Annotated in this window: 23 protein-coding genes and 1 riboswitch; of the genes, 7 read left to right on the top strand and 16 right to left on the bottom strand. The window is 27.6% G+C overall.

Annotated features, from left to right (window positions below; translation table 11 throughout):
• Positions 1-17 precede the first annotated feature (17 nt).
• Together IR152_RS04130 and ribE are read left to right on the top strand one after the other, a co-directional pair.
• Positions 18-1211 carry a bifunctional 3,4-dihydroxy-2-butanone-4-phosphate synthase/GTP cyclohydrolase II gene (locus tag IR152_RS04130; RefSeq protein WP_227450542.1) on the top strand — a complete coding sequence of 398 codons (1194 nt, stop codon included), beginning with the start codon at positions 18-20 and terminating at the stop codon, positions 1209-1211.
• A 105-nt stretch (positions 1212-1316) separates the two neighbouring features.
• Positions 1317-1778 (top strand): 6,7-dimethyl-8-ribityllumazine synthase, encoded by a 462-nt coding sequence (gene ribE / locus IR152_RS04125; protein ID WP_227450541.1) that lies wholly within the window; start codon positions 1317-1319, stop codon positions 1776-1778.
• Positions 1779-2022: 244 nt separating this feature from the next.
• Here ribE and IR152_RS04120 read toward each other — a convergent pair whose 3' ends face one another.
• From IR152_RS04120 to IR152_RS04110, 3 genes are all read right to left on the bottom strand, one after another.
• Positions 2023-3222, bottom strand: coding sequence for a pyridoxal phosphate-dependent aminotransferase (locus IR152_RS04120; protein ID WP_227450540.1), 1200 nt, complete (start codon positions 3220-3222; stop codon positions 2023-2025).
• 89 nt (positions 3223-3311) lie between these two features.
• The gene (locus IR152_RS04115) at positions 3312-4046 is read right to left on the bottom strand and encodes a glucosamine-6-phosphate deaminase (RefSeq protein WP_227450539.1); all 735 of its coding nucleotides are present in this window, start codon (positions 4044-4046) and stop codon (positions 3312-3314) included.
• Between the two features lie 43 nt (positions 4047-4089).
• Positions 4090-5469, bottom strand: coding sequence for a PTS transporter subunit EIIC (locus IR152_RS04110; protein WP_227450538.1), 1380 nt, complete (start codon positions 5467-5469; stop codon positions 4090-4092).
• Positions 5470-5930: 461 nt separating this feature from the next.
• Between IR152_RS04110 and IR152_RS04105 the strand changes: the two genes are divergently transcribed.
• Entirely contained in the window at positions 5931-6572 is a 642-nt protein-coding gene (locus IR152_RS04105) for a transcriptional regulator (RefSeq protein WP_227450537.1), read from the top strand.
• Positions 6573-6826: 254 nt separating this feature from the next.
• On the opposite strand, the gene IR152_RS04100 is transcribed toward IR152_RS04105, so the two are convergent.
• The gene (locus tag IR152_RS04100) at positions 6827-8278 is read right to left on the bottom strand and encodes an alanine/glycine:cation symporter family protein (protein WP_227450536.1); all 1452 of its coding nucleotides are present in this window, start codon (positions 8276-8278) and stop codon (positions 6827-6829) included.
• A gap of 497 nt (positions 8279-8775) precedes the next feature.
• Here IR152_RS04100 and IR152_RS04095 point away from each other — a divergent pair, with 497 nt between their 5' ends.
• Positions 8776-10041, top strand: a complete 1266-nt coding sequence (locus IR152_RS04095; RefSeq protein ID WP_227450535.1) for an SLC13 family permease — start codon at positions 8776-8778, stop codon at positions 10039-10041.
• Positions 10042-10077: 36 nt separating this feature from the next.
• A complete protein-coding gene (locus IR152_RS04090) occupies positions 10078-10533 on the top strand; it encodes a hypothetical protein (RefSeq protein WP_227450534.1) in 456 nt (151 codons plus the stop codon).
• A gap of 141 nt (positions 10534-10674) precedes the next feature.
• Here the strand turns inward: IR152_RS04090 and IR152_RS04085 are convergent, their stop codons facing one another.
• From IR152_RS04085 to IR152_RS04030, 12 genes are all read right to left on the bottom strand, one after another.
• Positions 10675-11046, bottom strand: coding sequence for a NifB/NifX family molybdenum-iron cluster-binding protein (locus IR152_RS04085; protein ID WP_227450533.1), 372 nt, complete (start codon positions 11044-11046; stop codon positions 10675-10677).
• A gap of 2 nt (positions 11047-11048) precedes the next feature.
• On the bottom strand, positions 11049-11417 hold the full coding sequence (locus tag IR152_RS04080) for an ArsR/SmtB family transcription factor (RefSeq protein ID WP_227450532.1): 369 nt from the start codon (positions 11415-11417) through the stop codon (positions 11049-11051).
• A gap of 273 nt (positions 11418-11690) precedes the next feature.
• On the bottom strand, positions 11691-12569 hold the full coding sequence (locus tag IR152_RS04075; RefSeq protein WP_227450531.1) for an NAD(P)/FAD-dependent oxidoreductase: 879 nt from the start codon (positions 12567-12569) through the stop codon (positions 11691-11693).
• 16 nt (positions 12570-12585) lie between these two features.
• Positions 12586-12903, bottom strand: a complete 318-nt coding sequence (gene trxA, locus IR152_RS04070) for a thioredoxin (RefSeq protein ID WP_227450530.1) — start codon at positions 12901-12903, stop codon at positions 12586-12588.
• 155 nt (positions 12904-13058) lie between these two features.
• Positions 13059-14291, bottom strand: a complete 1233-nt coding sequence (locus tag IR152_RS04065) for a sensor histidine kinase (RefSeq protein WP_227450529.1) — start codon at positions 14289-14291, stop codon at positions 13059-13061.
• A complete protein-coding gene (locus IR152_RS04060) occupies positions 14281-14952 on the bottom strand; it encodes a response regulator transcription factor (RefSeq protein WP_227450528.1) in 672 nt (223 codons plus the stop codon). Before IR152_RS04060 ends, IR152_RS04065 begins: the two co-directional genes overlap by 11 nt.
• Before the next feature lie 15 nt (positions 14953-14967).
• Positions 14968-15804, bottom strand: a complete 837-nt coding sequence (locus IR152_RS04055; RefSeq protein ID WP_227450527.1) for a hypothetical protein — start codon at positions 15802-15804, stop codon at positions 14968-14970.
• Positions 15805-15829: 25 nt separating this feature from the next.
• A complete protein-coding gene (locus IR152_RS04050; protein WP_227450526.1) occupies positions 15830-16504 on the bottom strand; it encodes a DNA-binding protein in 675 nt (224 codons plus the stop codon).
• A gap of 13 nt (positions 16505-16517) precedes the next feature.
• The gene (locus IR152_RS04045) at positions 16518-17246 is read right to left on the bottom strand and encodes a DNA alkylation repair protein (protein WP_227450525.1); all 729 of its coding nucleotides are present in this window, start codon (positions 17244-17246) and stop codon (positions 16518-16520) included.
• 126 nt (positions 17247-17372) lie between these two features.
• A complete protein-coding gene (locus IR152_RS04040) occupies positions 17373-18062 on the bottom strand; it encodes a radical SAM protein (protein ID WP_227450524.1) in 690 nt (229 codons plus the stop codon).
• Between the two features lie 7 nt (positions 18063-18069).
• Positions 18070-18633 carry an ECF transporter S component gene (locus IR152_RS04035; RefSeq protein WP_227450523.1) on the bottom strand — a complete coding sequence of 188 codons (564 nt, stop codon included), beginning with the start codon at positions 18631-18633 and terminating at the stop codon, positions 18070-18072.
• Position 18634: 1 nt separating this feature from the next.
• Positions 18635-19603 (bottom strand): nucleoside hydrolase, encoded by a 969-nt coding sequence (locus IR152_RS04030; RefSeq protein ID WP_227450522.1) that lies wholly within the window; start codon positions 19601-19603, stop codon positions 18635-18637.
• 100 nt (positions 19604-19703) lie between these two features.
• A riboswitch (PreQ1 riboswitch) is annotated at positions 19704-19747 on the bottom strand.
• Between the two features lie 345 nt (positions 19748-20092).
• Here IR152_RS04030 and IR152_RS04025 point away from each other — a divergent pair.
• Together IR152_RS04025 and IR152_RS04020 are read left to right on the top strand one after the other, a co-directional pair.
• A complete protein-coding gene (locus IR152_RS04025; RefSeq protein ID WP_227450521.1) occupies positions 20093-20710 on the top strand; it encodes a TetR/AcrR family transcriptional regulator in 618 nt (205 codons plus the stop codon).
• Positions 20697-21110, top strand: a complete 414-nt coding sequence (locus IR152_RS04020) for an FMN-binding protein (protein ID WP_227450520.1) — start codon at positions 20697-20699, stop codon at positions 21108-21110. The genes IR152_RS04025 and IR152_RS04020 overlap by 14 nt, the downstream gene beginning before the upstream one ends.

Genomic DNA, 21110 nt, shown 5'->3' with positions numbered 1-21110 from the left:
ATAAGGGAGTGAATTACATGTTTAATACTATTGAAGAAGCTATCGAGGATATAAAAAAAGGGAAAATGGTAATCGTGGTTGATGATGAAAGCAGAGAGAATGAAGGAGATTTATTGATGGCAGCTGAAATGGCTACTCCTGAATCAATAAATTTTATGGCTACATATGGTAGAGGTCTAATTTGTCTACCTGCTACTGAAAAGAAATTTAAAAGTTTGAATATACCTCTTATGGTTAGAGAAAATACAGATACATTTCAAACAGCATTCACTGTTACTATAGATGGTGCAGATACTCTAACTGGTATATCTGCATATGAAAGAGCTGAAACTGTAAAATTATTCTGTGATGATAATGCTACAAGTAAAGATTTCAAAACTCCTGGTCACATTTTTCCTTTAATTGCAAAAACTGGTGGAGTTCTTGTTAGAGATGGACATACAGAAGCTTCAGTAGACCTAGCTAGACTTGCAGGTTTTAAAGAGGTCGGTCTTATCTGTGAAATAATGAAAGATGATGGTACTATGGCAAGAGTTGATGATTTAATGATTTTCAAAGAAAAGCATAATTTAAAAATCATTACTATAAAAGACCTTATAGAGTATCGTAAAATAAATGAAACTACTATAGAAAAAGTATCTAGTGCTTTTCTTCCAACAAAATATGGAAATTTTGAAATCATAGGATATAGAGATATTTATTCAAATGAAGAACATATTGCCCTTACTTATGGAAATATAAATGAAGAAAATACTTTAGTTAGACTTCATTCTGAATGTTTAACAGGTGATGTGTTCCACTCTTTAAAATGTGATTGTGGATTGCAATTAGAATCTTCTATGAAGAAAATTGTAGAAAATGGAAATGGAGTTTTAATTTATATGAAACAAGAAGGTAGAGGTATTGGTCTTTTAAATAAAATTAAAGCCTATAAACTTCAAGAAGAAGGTTATGATACTGTTGAAGCAAATTTAATGCTTGGTTTTGAAGAAGATATGAGAGATTTCTATATGGCTGCTCAAATACTAAAAGATTTAAACATAAAAAGTATAAACCTTTTAAGTAATAACCCTGATAAGATAAATCAGCTGGAAAAATACGGAATAAAGATTGAAAATAGAGTCCCTATTAATGAAGAAATTAATGACTTCAATAAGCTATACCTAAAAACTAAGAAAGATAAAATGGGACATCTATTAGATATTATATAAATAAGTTTATGAAGATATTTTTCTACTGAATAATTTTTACAATTACTATTAAATAATATTATAAATATAAATCTATAACATAAAGAAAATTGGAGGAAATAAAAAATGATATATGAAGGAAAACTTATTGGAAAAGATTTAAAAATAGGTATAATAAACTCTCGTTTTAATGAATTTATAACATCAAAACTTTTATCAGGAGCTGAAGACTGCCTTTTAAGACATGATGTTTCTCCAGAAAATATAGAAGTAGTTTGGGTTCCTGGAGCTTTTGAAATTCCTCTTATTGCTCAAAAAATGGCTAAGAGTGGTAAGTATGATGCTATAATATGCTTAGGATGTGTTATAAGAGGAGCTACTTCTCATTACGATTATGTATGTAGTGAAGTCTCTAAGGGAATAGCAAAGGTCTCTTTAGACAATGAATTACCTGTTATATTTGGAATTGTAACTACAGAAAATATTGAACAAGCTATTGAAAGAGCAGGTACAAAAGCTGGAAATAAAGGTTATGATTGTGCTATGAATGCATTAGAAATGGCAAACCTATTTAAGTCTCTAGATTAAATAATATCATTAATAAATATTAAAAATTAGTGTAAAGGATACAAAATACTAAGTACCAAAGGGAGAAACTATCTTTCTTCTTTTTGGTACTTAGTATTTTTAATTTAATCATATATACGTTCTTATCAAACAAATTGCATGTCCTTCTAAAATCATACATTATCCATCAAATCTACTTTTAAAAGCTTAAAATAATTACAAATATAACCAATTGATAACATACTCAACTCCAATTATTTTTTATTTATTGCTGCTTTTTAATTAAAGCATCTTTTATTCTATTTAATGCACCAATTACCTTACTATCGTCTTTATAGCTTCCTAAAATTATTCTCAAATGCCCTTCTCCACCTGGACCATAATTAATTCCATCGTTAATACAAACTTTAGCCTCGTCAACTAAATACTTTTGTATTTCTGATGATGTTCCAAGTTTTGATACATTTATCCAACCTAAAAATCCTGACTCCGGCATCTGCATAGATACATTAGGTATCTCATTGATTATCTTATATGCTTCTTGTCTTCTTTTATCAAAAACTCTTTCAAAATCCCCCATAAAGCTTCTATCTTTAAATGCTTCAATCGTTGCCATTTGAGCCACTGTATTAGTAGCACCTAATACTGTTACTGCTGCTCCATAGTATTTGTCCATTAATTTATCGCTACATAACATATATGCAACTCTAAATCCACTTAATCCCATACCTTTTGATGTTGAAAATATTGTTACTGTTCTTTCAAACATACCTTCTAATGAAGCTGGTGTTATTAATTCATTTTCAAAAGTAAAATCTTCAAATGCTTGGTCACATACTAATATTAAATCATTGTCTATAATAAATTTAGCTAATTTTTCTAAAGATTCTTTATTAAATACTGTAGTTGTTGGATTATTAGGATGGGTAAGAACTACTAACTTCGTCTTATTAGTTAATCTCTTCTCAAATTCTGTTATATCTATTTGATATTCATCTGATTCCTTTAACTCTACAAATATAGGAACTCCTCCCATTAATTTAGTATTTTGTATATTATTTGGATAGCATGGTGTTGGTATAAGAACCTCATCCCCTTCATTTATAAACGGTAACATTGAATAATAAAGCCCTGAGTCTGACCCAGGAGTTATTAATATATTTCTTTTAAAATCAACATCTAAATTATTTACTTCTTTTAATTTTTTTGCTATCTCAATTTTTAATAAATCATTACCTATAGGCGCTGTATAATGAGTTGACATATTACTTGATATCGCTAATGTAGCTGCATCTAATATATGTTTAGGTATACAGTAATCTGGGAAAAATGGATCTGCCCATCCCATTAAACTTACACCCTGCTCACCTAATTTTTGATAAGAATCGCCTACATCAGCTTTCTCTACACTTGAAAATAACCCACCCTCTAATCCTTGGAATACTTTTTTCATATGATTATACATTTTTATTCTCCTTTTTATTAAAACAAAGGTGCAAAATAAAATATTACTTTGCACCTAAATTCATTTTTAATTTTTAATTCCTTACTTATTTATATTAAATCTTTTATTTCAGATGCTGCTTCTTCATCTACTATTAATGTGAAGTTAGGATGTAATCTCAATAAAGATGATGGACATAATAAATCTAATGGTCCAAATAGTGTTTGCTTTAATATTTGAGCTTTGTGTTTTCCGTTTACTATCATTATTATATTTTTACAATGCATTATTGTTTTAGGTCCATATGTTACATAGTAATCAAATAATTTTTCTGGATCTCCACCTACAGATTTTGTTAATAGTTTAGCCATATCATCTGTTATATAAGTTGAAACAGCTCTTGTCTCTTCATCAAAAGAGTTAACTGTACCACTAAGATTTCCACAGAAGTGTCCATCCCAACCTAATCCCATTAATACCATGTCTATTCCACCATCGGCTTCTATCTTTCTATCAAAGCCTTGATAATTATTTTCATCTAACACATGTATTCTTTCTTCTGGTATTTGAGCTTCTCTAAAGTACATATTAGTTAAATTTCTTATAGTAACTCCAACCTTTTCGCCTTTTATTGGTATTTCATCGAAGTTATAATAATGTACATTTTCAAAATAAGGTTTATTCTTAACAAATTCAGTTAATATTTCGTATGTTCTTTTTGGTGTTTGACCTGCTGTTATAGAAAGGTTTATTCTTTTATCATCATTGCGGTACATATACTTTAACACCATTTGTGCTGCCACTTGGCTCATTTCTTCATAATCTTTAGTTAAATAAATTTTCATAGTAATCAATCTCCTTTTTGATATGTTAAATAATTTCTCTTTATTATAAGTTAGCGTGTGAATCTGCTGTTACCTCTTCTTCAAATCCTACTATATAGGTAGCTATTGCAGATACTATAAATGCTATTATAAATGCTATTGCTACCAATCCTACATGTCCACCTTCTCCTATAAACATAGGAAGAGTTAAAAACGATGGACCTCCCATAGCAAATGCTTTACATTGGAAATATGCAGCAAATCCACCTCCTGCTGCACCACCTATAGCAGCGCATAAAAACGGTTTCTTTAATCTTAAATTAACTCCATATATTGCAGGTTCGGTAACTCCAGTTAATGCTGATATGGTAACTGTAGCTGCTACAGCCTTCAAATCTTTATCTTTTGCTTTTAACCATACTCCAAATGCAGATCCCGCTTGAGCCATATTTGAACTACCTGACACAGGACTTATATAGTTAAATCCATATCTTGTTATTCCATCTACTAATACAGGAACCATACCATGATGTAATCCTGTTACTACCATGAATGAATAAATTCCTCCGTAAATTAACCCTGCAAATATTCCTCCTCTTTCAAATAGGATACTTGCTCCATCGGCTATATAGTTTCCTAGTATTTGAGCTATCGGTCCAATAACAATTAATGCTATAGGAGCTGCAAATAAAATAGTTAATGCAGGTACTAATATTATCTTAAGTGCCTTTGGTGTTATTTTATCTACTCCTTTTTCTATATACGATGCAAACCAAATAGTTAGTACTATCGGAAATACACTTCCGTTATACTGGATTAGTGACATCGGAATACCGATAAAAGATATTTTAGTTAAGCCTTGTTGAATTAAATTAGTGAAATTAGGATGTAGCATTGCTCCTGCTATTGCTACAGCAACATAAGTGTTCATTTTAAATATTTTAGCTGCTGAGTAAGCTAACATAAATGGTAAAAATGAAAATACACCATCAGATATTGTATTTAATATCATATAGGTTTCACTATCTGCAGATAAAAACTTTGATGCTACTAGTAGTGCTAATATCGCTTTTATTAGACCTGCACCCGCTAGTGCTGGAACTATAGGATTAAAAATACCTGCAATAGTATCTAATATTTTTGCAATACTATTTTGCTTACCTTCAGATATTGTTTTTTTACTGTCCTTCTCAGGTATAATTCCTATAATTTCATTAAGAGTATTATACACTTGTGATACATTAGGACCTATAACAATTTGATATTGCTCACCTTTTAATACAAGACCTAGTACACCTTTTATTTTCTTTAGTTTTTCCTGATTTACCTGAGAACTATCATATACTTTTATTCTCAGTCTAGTCATACAATGTGCTGCTTCCTTAATATTTTCCTTACCACCAATACTTTCTAAAATTTCAACCACAATTTTATCTTGTGCCATCTCCCCACTCCTTTGTTATACAAAATCCAATAGAAACTTTATTCAACATGATATCAGCCAAAGCTAAAATTTATTTAGATTTACTAGCTAAACAGTATGCTAAATTAATTCCTATAGGTTAATCATAAAAATAAAATATTTTCACTTCATCGCTAAAGTATATCATTAAGCATATTTACAATTTTATTGGTGTTTAATAAATATTAATTGGAAGTCACATATTATACTAAAGAAATTCAAATCACTAGTCCTTTAATTTGTTTAATTCCTAGATACTATTTTTAATCTTTTATATATTCTATCAGTAATACGTTTGCCTTATTGTATTTTAATAATATCACTAAAATATATTTCATTCAATAGTTTTTTTTTCATTCTTTTTATTATTTAACTGAAATATATTTCATTAAATTCATTTTATATGTTAATATGATATTAAGATATTTCTTAGGAGGTAACATATGACTGATAACTATATTTTCGATTCTTATAACAATCTAGTAGATGGATTATCTGCGTATTTGGGAGAAGGATATGAATTTATTTTATATAAATTTAATGGAGTACACTATTCAATAAATAAAATAGCTAATGGTAAATATAATACTGTAAAAGAAGGAGATATTATAACTGATTTTGATTTGGCACTCATTAATAAACTCGAAAATGATGCTGATAGAGATTTTATCAGTTATTTTAATAGAAACAAACTAGGTGAACCTTTAAAATCAACAGATATAGTGATAAGGGGAGTTGATAATAAAATAATCGGTCTACTCTGCATACATTTTTATCTTAATACACCACTAACAAGAATAATTGGTTCATATATTCCGGAACATAATGCTATGCAAAGTGCTCCTGTTTTAGAAAATATCGTAGAAAATACTGATGAAGTAATTTTAAAATCATACCAAGATGCAAAAGTAATTGTTGAAAATGATTCTAATATATCTAGCAGTGATAAAAATAAATCTATTGTTTCTATTTTAAATGAAAGTGGTATTTTTAAAATTAAGGATTCTGTTGTTAAAGTTGCAGATTTAATGGGATTATCAAAGAATACGATTTATATGCACTTAAGAAATTTAAATAAAAACTAAATTTGTCAGTTAATATTAATAACGAAAACTAAAAAAGAGTTTTGATTATGTTCCAAATAGGTTCGTTGGGTCTGTAAAATAAAACGTGTATATGTGGATTCCACAGTCTTTAAGTCATCATAATATTCTTGTAATTAAAAAAATATTACTGGAATTAAAAATTCCAGTAATATAAATTAATTCAATATTATATTTATATAAAGTATATACATACTCTAGTCTTTCAAAATAATTTCATAATTTTATACTATTTTTTATCCTAAATGTTCCTCAGCTAATTCACTATGCCACTCTGATACATTTTCTAGACCTTCTATTTCATCTGCAATAAATACAGGGTCTTTTATTCCTGATTTTTTTTGACTTGTATAATCTTTTAAAGCAATGAATGCATATTTTCCTAAAAGTGCTATTGCTATTAAGTTTATTATCGCCATCAATGCCATAAATAAGTCTGCTAGATTCCAAACTACATCTACTTGAGTAAGTGAACCAAATAAAACCATACCTACAACAAAAGCTCTAAATATATTAAGTTTAGTCTTACTTTCACTCATAAACTCCATATTTGACTCACCATAATAGTAATTACCAACTATAGAACTAAATGCAAATAAGAATATACAAACTGCTATAAATACATTTCCAATTGGTCCTATGTGATGAGCTAAAGCTTCTTGAGCTAATTCAATTCCAGTTGCTCCACTACTACTATAACCTGAATATAATAATACCATGAATGCTGTACAACTACATATTATTATAGTATCTGTAAAAACACCTAAAGATTGAATTAGACTTTGTTTTACAGGATGAGTTACATGTGCTGTTGCAGCAGCATTAGGAGCACTACCCATACCTGCTTCATTAGAAAATAGACCTCTCTTAACTCCAGTCATTACAACTCCCATAAATGTACCAATTGCCATTCCTTTAAAGTCAAATGCACTTTCTACTATCAATGCTATAACACTTGGTATCTCTGCTATATTCATTACAACTACAGCTAAAGCAACTAATATATATAATCCTGCAAATATAGGAACTATTATTTCAGAAACTTTTGCAACCCTATGCACTCCACCAAAAATAACTATTGCAGTTAAGATTCCAAGACCTATTCCCATAGCGATTTTACTTATTCCAAATGCATTATTAAATGCAAGTGAAACAGTATTTGCTTGAACTGCATTAAATACAAAACCATAACATATAGTTATAAGTATTGAGAATAAAACACCCATCCATTTTTTATTTAGACCTTGCTCCATATAATATGCTGGTCCACCTCTAAAAGCTTGACCATTTTTAACTTTATAAATCTGAGCTAATGTACTCTCAACAAAACTTGAAGCTGAACCAATCAATGCTATAAGCCACATCCAAAATACAGCACCAGGACCTCCTGCTACTACTGCAATTGCTATTCCAGCTATATTTCCAGTTCCAACTCTTGAAGAAGTACTTATGCAAAATGCTTGGAATGAAGATATTTTTCCTTCCTTTTTTGCATTTTTATTTGCTGTACCATCACCCAGAAGTCTAAACATTTCTATAAAATATCTGAATTGTACAAAATTTGTTTTAATAGTAAAGTAAATACCAATTACAACTAACATTATAATTAAGATATAGGACCATAAGTAATTGTTTACAAATACTACTGCATTATTAATGCTAGTTAAAATACCATTGAAAAAATCCATTATATTAATTCCCCTCCCCTATTTAATCTTGTTTTCTCAATAAATCTTATTAATCTTGTTTTCTCAATAAATCTTAAAATCAAAAAAATGAATAATTCCTTATTAAAAATTCATTAATTTAATTATAATATTTATAAAATCAAATTACAAGGCTTGAAATGAATAATCTTTTTTATATATTGCAGTTTTATATTCGAATTCAATTTTTTTATTACTTTTATAATATAGATATATTTAATATTTTATAATTATTATTAGGTACAATAAATTCTACTTTAAAGAGTATATTTTTTCGTTTGTCGTTTAATATTATTAACAGTGGAATAATTTAAAAATTTATTTAAACAATAAAAATTTTCTTTAAATTCTGTTAATTTTTCTAAAAACTTTGTTAAATAATATACTTTTATACATCCATTGAAAAAACAATAAAAAAGTAATACTATATATAGTACTAGCATTAGACACAAAATAATACAAATGGAGGTACTTATATTATGGAATTTCAACAAATAATAGCTATATGTATATTTTTAATAGTTATGGCAGCTATTATTACAGAAAAGGTAAACAGATCCGTAGCAGCTGTTGGCGGTGCACTATTAATGATAATATTCAATATACTTACACTTGATGAGGGATTAAGCCATATAGATTTCAATACTATTGGTGTATTAGTTGGTATGATGCTATTTGTAGCTGTTGTTAAAAACTCAGGACTATTTGAATACATAGCTATCTGGACTGCAAAGAAAGCTAAAGGTGACCCATGGAAGATAATGATTTGCTTTGCTATTATAACAGCTATTTTATCAGCTGTATTAGATAATGTTACAACTGTTTTACTTATTGGTCCAATGACTATAGTCATTACACAAATATTGGGACTTAATCCAGTTCCATTTTTAATAACACAGATTTTAGCTTCAAATATAGGAGGAACATCAACTCTTATAGGAGACCCTCCAAATATTATGATTGGTAGTGCTGCCAATCTTAGTTTTATGGACTTTGTAATAAATTTAGGTCCTGTTGTTATAGTAATACTTGCTATAACTATAATATGCTTTAGATTTATTTATGGAAAAGAACTTACTGTAAATGAAAAAGCTAAAAAAGCAATATTAAAACTCGATGAAAAAAAATCTGTTAAAGATAAGCCTCTACTTATAAAAAGTCTTATCTTAATAGCATTCATACTTTTTGGTTTTATGTTTCACAGTACAATCCATATAGATTCTTCTGTTATAGCACTAACAGGAGCATCTATAATGCTTCTAATAGGAAAACAAGATGTAGATGAAATTATGGCAGGTATTGAATGGTCTACAATTTTATTCTTTATGGGATTGTTTGTAGTAGTAGGTGGATTAGTAGAAGTTGGCATAATAAATAAATTAGCTCAGGCATTGATTGGGCTTACAGAAGGACATCTTATATTTACAATGTTATTAATATTATGGTTATCAGCAATAGTTTCTTCTTTCTTAGATAATATTCCATTTGTTGCAACACTAATTCCTCTTATTTTGACTATGCAAGCTAAAGGAATTAATGTGATGCCATTATGGTGGGCAACATCTCTTGGAGCTTGTCTTGGAGGAAACGGAACACTAATAGGAGCATCTGCCAATGTTGTACTAGCAGGTATAGGTAATAAAAATGGTCATCCTATATCTTTCAAAGAGTATTTCAAAATAGGTTTTCCACTTATGATTATATCTATTATTATATCCACTGTTTATTTGATTATAAAATTTTAAAAAATATAGTATAATAATACTAAAGGGGATGTGTATATGAATATTAATACTGTTCAAGGTGATTCAATTGAAGTTCTTTTAAGGCAACTTGGAGCGACAAAAATATCAAAAGTAAGTAGTACCTTATATTTTATCAAGTTTGATTTAGGAGACGGTTGGGAAATAGCTTATACTTATAATATTAATGCTAAAGATCAATACTTTTTACAAAGAATTGAACCATATCCTATTGGTAGAGGTCTATTTAATGATGAATATGAAATAGTATCATTTATATCAAAGGATTTAAACAAATTTCTAAATGCTAAAAATAGTAGTAACTTTAAAACATTTGTTGAAGTTACCAGAAAAGTCAACGCTATCATTGATAATGTAGAAGAACTATTTTTAAACTACAATGTAGATAGTGATGATTTAAAAACACTCAATAATGAACTTAACGACATATTAAATGATATTAACTATATAGAAAAACATACAAAAAAAATCTAAATTGTAGTAAACTTATAAACTTTAGACCTTACCAAAGGCGTTACCAAAAAATCACAAAAACCTAAATTATAAGTTTCAAAATAATATTATTAAAAGAATAAAATAGCTGATGAAATGTGTATTTCATCAGCTATTTTGTTTTTAATGATGTCCACATCCATCATGTGAACAAGTATGGTTTGATGGAAACTCTACTAATTTTCCATTTTTAAGTAGGTCTAAATTAGCACTTATAGTATCAGCTTCTGCTCTGTAAACTTTTATTCCCATGCCATTTAACTTAACTATAGCTCCTTGTCCTATTCCTCCAACTACTACTGCATCTACAGTTGTACCTGACAATGCTTTTAATGGTTGACATTTTCCATGTTCATGATTTAAATCTCCATTATCTAAAGATTTAACTTCTCCACTTTCTAAATCACACACAACAAAAATTGGAGCAGAACCAAAATGTCCATATGGTTTGCTGTCCAATCCTTTATTCTCTTCTACTGGTATACATACTTTCATTATTATTTCTCCCTTCTCTTACAACATTTTTTTATAGATTTACATTCTTTACTGCATCCTAGATGTATTGTATTTATATCAAATACATCTATAAAGCTTTCACTAGAATTACTTAACATAGAGTTTATAAAATCTACGCATATATTAAATGATTCTTTATTAATATGATATAAAACATAGTATCCTTCTTTATATCCTGTTATTATACCAACATCTTTTAATATTTTTATATGTTGTGAAACAGCAGAATCTGAAATCCCTAGATATTTAGAAATCCCCTTTTGACATATATTTCTCTTGGATACTAATATGAGTATGTTAAGTCTAGTTTCATCACTCAATGCTTTAAATATTTTAACCAAGTTTTCCATAAATACCTCTTTTTGATTAAGTAATTACTTAATTAAATTATAGTACTCTTAATTATATTTTTCAACCATTATTTATAAATTTTGGAATATATTATGAATAATGCTAATGTTTCACAATATAATGTTGGATTTTTTTGAATAAAAGTAATTAAATATACATTTCAAAATACTTTTAATAATAATAATTTATAAATAAAAAACTGTCTTAAAATAATCAAATTATTTCAAGACAGTTTTTTATAAATATTTTTAAAAAGTTAATGAATATAAATATTAAGCTCTCTTTAATTTATCTAAATAGTAAACAGCATTTAATGCTGCTATTTGACCTTGCCCAGCTGCTTTTATATAAGAATATGGTTTTCCAACACAATCTCCAGCAGCAAAGCATCCATCTATACTAGTCTTCATATTATTGTCAACTTTAATATGAATACCATCAATTTCTATTCCAGGAACCAATGCACTTGGAGCTGTACTATCTTTTATAACGAATACTCCATCAACTTCAATGTGGTTTTCTTTAAAAGATACTTTGTTCACAAGTTTATCTCCATCTATTTGTACTGGTCTGTCATGTATAACTTCAATAGAGTCATCTAGGTTATCCGAACTTCTCATAAGATTGTCTTTTTTGTACATAGGTATAAAATAAGTCTTTGAAGTGAGTTCACTTAAAAAATTTGCTTCTTCTTTAGATTCTTCGTTATATCCTATAACTGCTACCTTTTTATTTCTATAAAGTGGTGCATCACATGTAGCACAATAACCTACACCTCTTCCTAGAAATTCTTCTTCACCCTTGATTGGTCTAGTATACTCTACCCCAGTTGCAAGGATTACAGTAGTAGCTTCATACATATCATTTCCAGACATTATTGCAAAGTATTCTCCCATAGCATAAATATTATTTATTCTTTTATTTTCAATTGAAATATCCATACTATCTATATGTGATTTAAACTTGTCTTTTAATTCATCACCACTTATATCATAGAAACCTAAATAATTGTCTATTGAAGGAGCTTTAACAAGCTTATTACTTAAATTATCATTACCAAACATGATAATTGTTTTATTCCTTATTTTTGCATTTATAGCAGCAGATAATCCAGCTGGACCACTACCTATTATAGCTATATCATATCTCATAATACTCACCCATTTTTTATAAATATGATTTTACTTTCATTTCAATTTTGTTCTTTGGCATGAATCCAATTAAAGTTTCTACTGGTTTTCCATCTTTAAATATAATCATAGTTGGTACTGTAGACACACTAAACTGTTGAGCTATTTCTAAACTCTCGTCTATATCAACTTTTACAAATCTAGCTTCATTTTTCATTTCTTCACCTAATTCTGCAAATACAGGACCTAACATATTACAAGGTCCACACCAAGTTGCAAAAAAGTCCACTACAACTATCCCTTTACTACCTTCAACAATATTTCTAAATTCAGATGTATTTATAACTTTTGCCATTTTTTAAATCCTCCTATTAAACTTTATTATCCCTATATAATTATACTATGATATTTGTAAATATAATTTTACTTTTATAAGGTGTTTTTATATTTTATTTTATACTAATTAGTATACCCATTCTTTATTTGTAAAAACAGATTTTTATGTTTTTATTATTTTAACTTTTTTGGTATTGATAATTCAAAGGTAGTTCCAATACCTATATCAGAGGTTACATTTATTTCAATAGACAAATTTAAGCTAATCATGCGTGCTATGGAAAGACCTATCCCAGAACCCTCTAAATCTTTATTTCTTACATTTTCACTTCTAAAAAATCTATCAAATATAAGAGATATCTCTTCTTTTTTTATTCCTATACCAGTATCACTTATAAGTAAAGTTACCTCATCTTCTATATCTTCTTTTAATTCTAATACTATCTCATCACCCAATTTTGTATATTTAAAAGCATTATCGATAAAAATCAATATAAGCTGTCTTAGTTTATTTTTATCTGTTATTATAATTTTATTCTTCAGTTCAGAATTAAATACAAACCTTTTTTCCTGAAATTCAGCTATATCAATATAATCTTCTGATATTTCTTCCAGTAATTTTTCTAAGTCTACTTCTTCTAAATTGATTTTGACAATGGAATCTTCTTTAGTAAGAGACAATAAATCAGTTATCATTTTTTTAAGTCTTCTAGTCTCTTTCATTGCAGTGGCTATTGTTTCAACTTCATCATTTACTGTACTTTCTGGAGATTTCAACATACTTTCTAATTTTGATGAAACTATTGTTATTGGTGTTCTTAATTCATGAGAAGCATCCTGTATAAATTTAGCTTGATTTTTCCATGCTGTTTCTATTGGAATTAAAGCCTTTCTAGTAAGATATACAGCAACAAAGTAAGTGATTATTACAGAAATTAAGATTCCAATCATAAGAACAGATGTAAGCTGTTTTAAAGAATTCATCTCAGAATCTATATTTCTAATTATCTGTATTTGGTATCTACCTACATCCACATTTAATTCTCTAAAAGTATATCCGTTTTCTGTGTATTTAAAAAACGAATTGTTTTTATCTAGTCTTCTATCTGGAAGTAACTCATCAAAGTATTCATTTTGAGTATAGTAACTTATCCTACCACCCTCGTATACATATACCATATCTTTAGGGTCTTTGAGTCTTATTGGGTCCAAAAACGAAGTTCTTTTAAATTGAGAAACTATATATTCAAGCTCATCATTTATCTCACTATCAATTCCACTATATGTAAGCCCTCTAAAATATGAATATATAAATATAGAAAAGATTATTAAAAAGCTACCTACTACAACAATATACATTTTTATTAGATGATTTTTGGTACTAGTAAATACATTCTTATTTATCATCGAATATATATCCTACCTTACGTTTAGTTTTAATGTATTTATCATATCCATATTTACTGAGCTTTTTTCTTAGATTACTTACATATACCTCCACTATTTCAATGGTTGCATCTGAATCAATTCCCCATATTCTATCATAAATCTGTTCTTTTAATAAAATTGAACCCTTATTTAATACAAAATACTCAAGCAAGTTAAACTGTTTATTTTGAAGTTTTATTTCTTCTTTTTCAACATACACTCTTTTTTCTAATGTATCTAAATATAAAGATTTAAATTCTAATCCGTTTCTTTCTTTTATCTTCCCATTAGTTCTTAGTATAGCGTACACTCTTGCTACTAATTCTTCCATATAAAAAGGTTTTGTCAAATAATCATTAGCTCCTATAGTAAATGCTTCTACTTTGTCATCTAATGCCTCTTTAGCTGTCAATATAAGTACAGGCGTATCTATATTATTAACTCTCATCTTCTTTAGAACATCAATTCCATTTATATTAGGAAGCATTAAGTCTAAAATAACTAAATCGTATATATTTTGATTCACCAAATATAAGGCTTCTTCTCCATCCTCACACTTTTCAGTTTCAAAATGTTTGCTAAGTTCTTCTACTACACTTTCTAAAAGTATCTTATTATCTTCAACTATCAAAACCTTCATAAGTATCCCCTACCTTTATTTGTCTATCTTAACTTTATGAGATTTTAAATCAATATCTACATTGGCTTTTTCTTTTATATCATCATATGTATATCCCACTATTTCAGCACTTTTTGCTTTTGTTGAACACAATATATCTATATCGATTTCTTCTGAAGCCTTTAAAATCTTATATGATGGCACACGATTTACAATTAAATATTCTCCATTTTCATTAACTTCTGCTGTCTTAAGGATAATATTTCCTAAATCTTTTGATGATGAATTTTTTACTTTTACTTGATATGTAATTCCCTCGTTTGATTCATTTACTTTTTTAAGTTCTGATGTAGATAGTACCTCATATTGACTACTATTTTCTAGCTTAATATTATTCTTTCTTATATTAATAGTGTTTTCTTTTAAATTAACATACACTATCTTACCCTCTGCCTCATATTCATATGCATAAACTTCTACACTCTTTACAAAAGTTTTATGCCCACACTCTATATAAGCAACTTTCCCAGGCATTAGAGTCATATCCAACAAAGCCTTACTATCTGAAGATATAATTTTTTTATTCTCATCATATTCATTATATATTAATTCAACATTCGATATATTAAATGTTGAATTATTTTCTATTTTTGTGGATGTGTCTACTTTATCACCTTCATCTATATTTATAATTTCTGATTTTCCTATATTCAACACTTTTGCATTTCCCTCATCTATTTTTACCTCATTTTTATCTTCTGCTTGAATATAAACTGAATCAGGTTGTTCTTCTTTTTCACATGCTGACAACGTAAAAATAAATATTGTTAATATAATCATTAGAAAAATTGTTTTTTTTACTATTTTATTCATATTAAGCACCTCATATAGTAGTATTTTATAGTAGATTTTTATATTTTTTCATAAATTCTTTCAATGCTTGTGTAAGTATTTGATGTTTTTCAAAACTAGAATTGCTACATAACCTTTCAAAGTCATTCCATATTTCTTTATCTATACGTATTCTAGTTGTTTTTAATTCATTTAAGGGTTCATTATCTATATGTACATCTTTTTTATTAGATACTTTTTTTGGTTTTATATTGTGGTCTTTTACCTCTAAGTACCAATCATACACTTCACAAAGCTTGTCTAAATCTTCTTGAGTTATATTTATTTTTCTATCTTTTTTAGGCTTAACATTTTTTTTGGTTTTTATGTTTTTTAAATCTGTGTCATTAAACTCAATTTGTTCGACATTTTTACTTAAAATCTTTTCATTAGAAGCCTTTTTCTTGGTGCTTACTTTTCTTATATTACTTGTATTATTCTTTTTACTTTTTTCATATTCTCTAGCTTTTTCTTCTTCCAAACTTCTATTATCTAAGTTTTCATTATAATTTAATTCGTCTTTTAATATGTATTTACCTTTTTCTGACTTATACCCTTTTTTATTTAAAAAAGTTCTTAAAGTACTTTGACTAATCTTTAAATTTTGAGCTATCTCTGCAAATTTAATTCCTTTGCTTTGAAGTTCTAAAAATTTATCAATTCTTTCCTTATTGTTATTCATTAATATTCCTCCGTCAATATCTTCTTGTCTTTCTTTTCATACTTCTTATTATATTCTTCTTTTCTAAATCTACTCTATTTGATTCAATTATTTTTTGTAGCGTTTTATTATAAGTAAAATCATCTAAATTATTGTTTTTTATATATAGAAATGTTTCTTCTTCATATTTAATAAAACAAATTGATAGCAACCATGCCATACCCATTTTAACATAATATTCTTCACTTTGTATATTATTACAGCATTCAAATATTTCCTTAATATGTTTATCATCAACATAATATATTAAAAACATAACTAATGCAAATCTAATTTCCCATGTATTCTCTGAATAAACATATTTTTTAAGTATATCATACATGCTTTCATTATATTTCTTCGTATACTTTAAGCCAGAACAAAATCCATCACAAACTGACCAATTATTGATTTTAGGTATAAATCTTTTTATATAGTATAAAATTTCTTCAAAGTTACTATTTATATTGCCAATTATCATACCTTGTAGTACAACTTCTTCATAGTATGTATCCTCTGCTACTTCTAAAAATTCTTTCCAATTTCCTTTGCTTATTTCTTTTGATAACTTTCTTAAATTGGGAATTCTAATACCTATGATATTTTCTGTCCCAGGTATGAGCTTTTTGTTAAAATCTCTATATTTGATATCTTGCATAGACTTCATATATTCTAAAAATTCATTATAATCCAATTTATTCCATTTTACCCTATTAATCATCATTTATTTACTCCTTAATTCCTTTTTTCTTATTGTAACATAATACTCTAAAAAAAAAGCTTCTAAATATCAGAAGCTTTTTTTAAAACAAACTAAATTTTTTAATTTAAAATTTAAACTAAATTAATGCTAATCCCCTACACCAAAGTCTGTATTATTGTATAAAACTTCTATATTTGGATTTTCATCCAAAAATTTATACTTACTAATAAACCATTTCACTAACTCTTCGTCTCTTTTTATACTAGAAGAATTATTTATAAAAACATTCACCGTTGCTTTTTCAAAAGTATTTAAGATAATCTCTATATCTTTATCTATCATCTCTTTTGTTTGTCCTTTAATTCCAACCATAATACAAGGTGAATCAAAATAGTCTTTTACATCTTGTGGAGTCTTAAATTTTGCATTTTTATTTAAAATATTATTTCTAAAATCATTGTCAAAGGTTTCAACTCCAATTTTAAATATTATGGGAATTTCAAAATACTCTCTCATTTCTTTAAGCCTGTTTTTATAAGACCAATGACTTTCTAAAAATAATTTTTTTATATTCTTTTCTTTTATAATACATTTTATTTTTTCTAAAGTATTCTTAGGTAGTTCAAAACAACTACCGGAATTTATGACCTCAAGAACTCCATATTTTCCAGTTATGTTTTTTAAAACCTCCAGATTTAATTTATTCATCTCTTCTTCTAAATCAGAATTATCATCTATATAATCGCAAAAAGAACACTTTCCCCATATACAAGGAAATCCTTTAAGCAAAACAATTTCTCTTCGATTTTTATTTGTTATCTCACTGTATCTATCCATTTTTCTCCTATCTTCCCTCAGTCAATGACATTTTTATAGTTTTTGGAACTGCATTTAATCCTAAATTCACCAAAACAACTGCTACCAATTTATCTGCATAGTCAGTAAATACCTGGGTTACAAATACACTAAAAACATCTCCTAACCCTAATACTTTCAAGATTTGTACTATGTAAGAAGAACCTGATGATGTAATACCTCCAAACAAAAAAGCTGAAATTATTGAACTTATTATAGATGTTGGAATAGCAAATAGTAGCACTCCTAAAGGAGTTTTTAAACCCTTTAAAAAATTCTTTTTAAATGCTATTCCAGCAAGTAATCCCGTTGATATTTGAACTGGTGCAAAATAGAGAGAATACACATCAAACGTAATTCCACTTATTAGACTTCCAAACACACCTGTAATGACAGCGTATTTAGGTCCTAAAAGTGAGGCTATCATTATAGTTCCTATTGAGTCTAAGTATATAGGTAATCTTAATCCCATAGCTATAAAAGCACCTATTATATTTATAGAAATACCAAAAGCTATAAGTGTAATAGTTTTTATACATATCTTTCTTTTCACACTATATCACTCCTTCCACAGAATCTATAGTGTCTTCATAACCTTTAAAAAGCCTCTTTAAAAACATGTACATAAACTTCTTCTCATCAACTTCATCTAGAACAATTGCATTAGGATTTTTTTTATAGAAATCGAAAGAATCCACTATAGACTGACCCATAGCTATTCCATCTTCCACAATTTCTACATATGATTCAAACCCTTTACATATACTTCTATCTATAAAATATGCTACTGCTAGAGGGTCATTTATCACACAACCAATTATTCCTTCCTGTTCCCAATGAAAATCAATATAGAATCTAGTTATTTCAGTTATATACTTTGCTATTTTTTTATCAAGTCTATTTATAAACTCAATAATATTAGGAGTAAGTACAATTTTTCTAGTTACGTCTAAACATACCATGTGAATTTTTTTAGATAAATTCTTGTAAACATAATCTGCTCCATGTGGGTCTACCCAATAGTTAAATTCTGCTACTGGAGAGCAATTTCCATGAATTCTAAATGCCCCTCCCATAGATACAAATTCATCGAGATTTTCAAATGCTTTTTTATCTTTCATAAGTGCTTTAGCTATATTTGTAAGTGGTGCAAGTGCTATTATTGATACTTTTTCATGATTATGTAAAGTATTTATTATAAAATCTACTGCTCCATTTTTTGCCTTAGCTTCTATCACCTTTTGATAAAAATTTTCTCCAATACCATCTTCTCCATGTGTATCTTGAGCTGTTACAAGTTTTCTTTTTAGTGGTGCTTCTTCTCCTATATATACTGGGATATTTAGTGAAGAACACATTTGAAGTGTTTTTAGTGCATTTTCTGCACCTATATTGGCTGGAACATTTCCACAACATGTGGTAATTCCAATTACTTCTAGCTCTGGTGAATTTAAAGCCAGAAGGATTGCCAAAGAATCATCAATTCCTGGGTCACAATCAATTATTACTTTTCTCTTTTCCATTTTTTATCCTCCTTGATTTGTGGTCGAGGAGAACTACACATCTTTTTTCCACTTTCAAAAAGGTGTGTCTAAGGGTATTAATTATATACTGCCACTATATAATTCCTTAGTTTTTTATACTTGGAGTTCTCGAACAAGTACAGATGTTAAATTATAGTTTTCGGCTCTTTACTATAGATTAGCAAAAAATTTTCAAACATCTGATTTGATAACTACAAAATAAATTTTATAGTATAAAAGAATTTATCATATTTCGATGTATTTTATTAAAATTTGTTTAAGACTATGAACTAACTTTAACAAAATGTGGCACGTTTAAACCGATTATTATTATACAACAATATCTCAAATATTACAATTAATAACCTTAATTTATTATCTATAAAAATATATCAACTTATATTATAATAGTTTATTGACAACATTAAAATTAAAGCATATAATAACAATGTCAATTAAATTAACACCGTTAAGTAAAGGGGTGATTATATGAGTATCAAAGAAAGACGTAAAAATGAAAAAGCAGAAATGAAGAAAAAAATTATGGATGCTAGTATCGAAATTATTAATCAACATGGATATGAAAATTTATCAATAAGAAAAATTGCTACAAAAATAGATTATTCTCCAACTACAATTTATCTTTACTATAAAGACAAAGCAGAGATTATCAGCGATATGACCAATAAACTTTACAACAAAATAGAAAGCAATACTATTAATCTTATGCATAACTGCTCATCTCTACCAATAGATAAGCAAATCATAGAAATTATGACTAACTTTATAAAAACTCTTTCTAGTGAACCAGAGATGTCAAAAGCTATTATGCATAGTAAAATGAATTTTTTATTTGCATCTGAAAATACAAATGGTACCCCTAGTAATAATGGTATAAAAATGCTTGATGAACTTCTTTCCACTGGGATTAAACAAGGAATATTTAAACAAAATATAGATAAAACTTCATGGATGCTTATAAGTGCAATATTAGGATTTGTTTTATGTATTGTTGAAAATCAGTTGTATTCTTTACATAATTTTACTCAAATTATAGAAAATTTCTTAGATATTTTGGTGGGAGGACTTTACAATGAAAACTCATAATGAAACTTATAGTAAAAAGAAAAAATCTTCAAAAATTTTGAAAATAGCAATGCTTCTATGTTTTGTATTTATATGCATTATTATTTTAATTGCAAACAACTTAAAACCAGAAAAGTTAGTAGTTAAAAATATAAATCTTGTCAATGTGAAAGACGGTATTTATACTGGAAGTGCTGATAATAAACTGGTAAAAGCTACTGTATCTGTTGAAGTTAATGATGCTAGAATCCAAAATATTAGAATACTAGAGCACGACACTCTTTTAGGTAAACCTGCTGAAAAAATCATAAAAGATATTATTAAGCAACAATCTTTAGAGGTAGATGCTATAACCTCTGCAACTTATAGTAGTGATACTATACGAAAAGCCGTAGAAAATGCTTTACGAAAAGGAGAATAA

The organism is Clostridioides sp. ES-S-0108-01 (assembly GCF_020662285.1).
Taxonomy (GTDB): domain Bacteria; phylum Bacillota; class Clostridia; order Peptostreptococcales; family Peptostreptococcaceae; genus Clostridioides.
The sequence above is the reverse complement of the archived record's forward strand: the minus strand, read 5'-3'. Positions and strand labels throughout refer to the sequence as shown.

Bases quoted from the DNA above. Each gene is read 5' to 3' on its own strand.
- IR152_RS04130 (WP_227450542.1), top strand. From the start codon at position 18: ATGTTTAATACTATTGAAGAAGCTATCGAGGATATAAAAAAAGGGAAA.
- IR152_RS04085 (WP_227450533.1), bottom strand. From the start codon at position 11,046: ATGAAAGTATGTATACCAGTAGAAGAGAATAAAGGATTGGACAGCAAA.
- IR152_RS04080 (WP_227450532.1), bottom strand. From the start codon at position 11,417: ATGGAAAACTTGGTTAAAATATTTAAAGCATTGAGTGATGAAACTAGA.
- IR152_RS04050 (WP_227450526.1), bottom strand. From the start codon at position 16,504: ATGAATAACAATAAGGAAAGAATTGATAAATTTTTAGAACTTCAAAGC.
- IR152_RS04030 (WP_227450522.1), bottom strand. From the start codon at position 19,603: ATGGAAAAGAGAAAAGTAATAATTGATTGTGACCCAGGAATTGATGAT.
- IR152_RS04110 (WP_227450538.1), bottom strand. From the start codon at position 5,469: ATGGCACAAGATAAAATTGTGGTTGAAATTTTAGAAAGTATTGGTGGT.
- IR152_RS04040 (WP_227450524.1), bottom strand. From the start codon at position 18,062: ATGGATAGATACAGTGAGATAACAAATAAAAATCGAAGAGAAATTGTT.
- IR152_RS04020 (WP_227450520.1), top strand. From the start codon at position 20,697: ATGAAAACTCATAATGAAACTTATAGTAAAAAGAAAAAATCTTCAAAA.
- IR152_RS04060 (WP_227450528.1), bottom strand. From the start codon at position 14,952: ATGAAGGTTTTGATAGTTGAAGATAATAAGATACTTTTAGAAAGTGTA.
- IR152_RS04095 (WP_227450535.1), top strand. From the start codon at position 8,776: ATGGAATTTCAACAAATAATAGCTATATGTATATTTTTAATAGTTATG.
- IR152_RS04090 (WP_227450534.1), top strand. From the start codon at position 10,078: ATGAATATTAATACTGTTCAAGGTGATTCAATTGAAGTTCTTTTAAGG.
- trxA (WP_227450530.1), bottom strand. From the start codon at position 12,903: ATGGCAAAAGTTATAAATACATCTGAATTTAGAAATATTGTTGAAGGT.
- IR152_RS04065 (WP_227450529.1), bottom strand. From the start codon at position 14,291: ATGATAAATAAGAATGTATTTACTAGTACCAAAAATCATCTAATAAAA.
- IR152_RS04105 (WP_227450537.1), top strand. From the start codon at position 5,931: ATGACTGATAACTATATTTTCGATTCTTATAACAATCTAGTAGATGGA.
- ribE (WP_227450541.1), top strand. From the start codon at position 1,317: ATGATATATGAAGGAAAACTTATTGGAAAAGATTTAAAAATAGGTATA.
- IR152_RS04055 (WP_227450527.1), bottom strand. From the start codon at position 15,804: ATGAATAAAATAGTAAAAAAAACAATTTTTCTAATGATTATATTAACA.
- IR152_RS04115 (WP_227450539.1), bottom strand. From the start codon at position 4,046: ATGAAAATTTATTTAACTAAAGATTATGAAGAAATGAGCCAAGTGGCA.
- IR152_RS04075 (WP_227450531.1), bottom strand. From the start codon at position 12,569: ATGAGATATGATATAGCTATAATAGGTAGTGGTCCAGCTGGATTATCT.
- IR152_RS04120 (WP_227450540.1), bottom strand. From the start codon at position 3,222: ATGTATAATCATATGAAAAAAGTATTCCAAGGATTAGAGGGTGGGTTA.
- IR152_RS04100 (WP_227450536.1), bottom strand. From the start codon at position 8,278: ATGGATTTTTTCAATGGTATTTTAACTAGCATTAATAATGCAGTAGTA.
- IR152_RS04045 (WP_227450525.1), bottom strand. From the start codon at position 17,246: ATGATGATTAATAGGGTAAAATGGAATAAATTGGATTATAATGAATTT.
- IR152_RS04025 (WP_227450521.1), top strand. From the start codon at position 20,093: ATGAGTATCAAAGAAAGACGTAAAAATGAAAAAGCAGAAATGAAGAAA.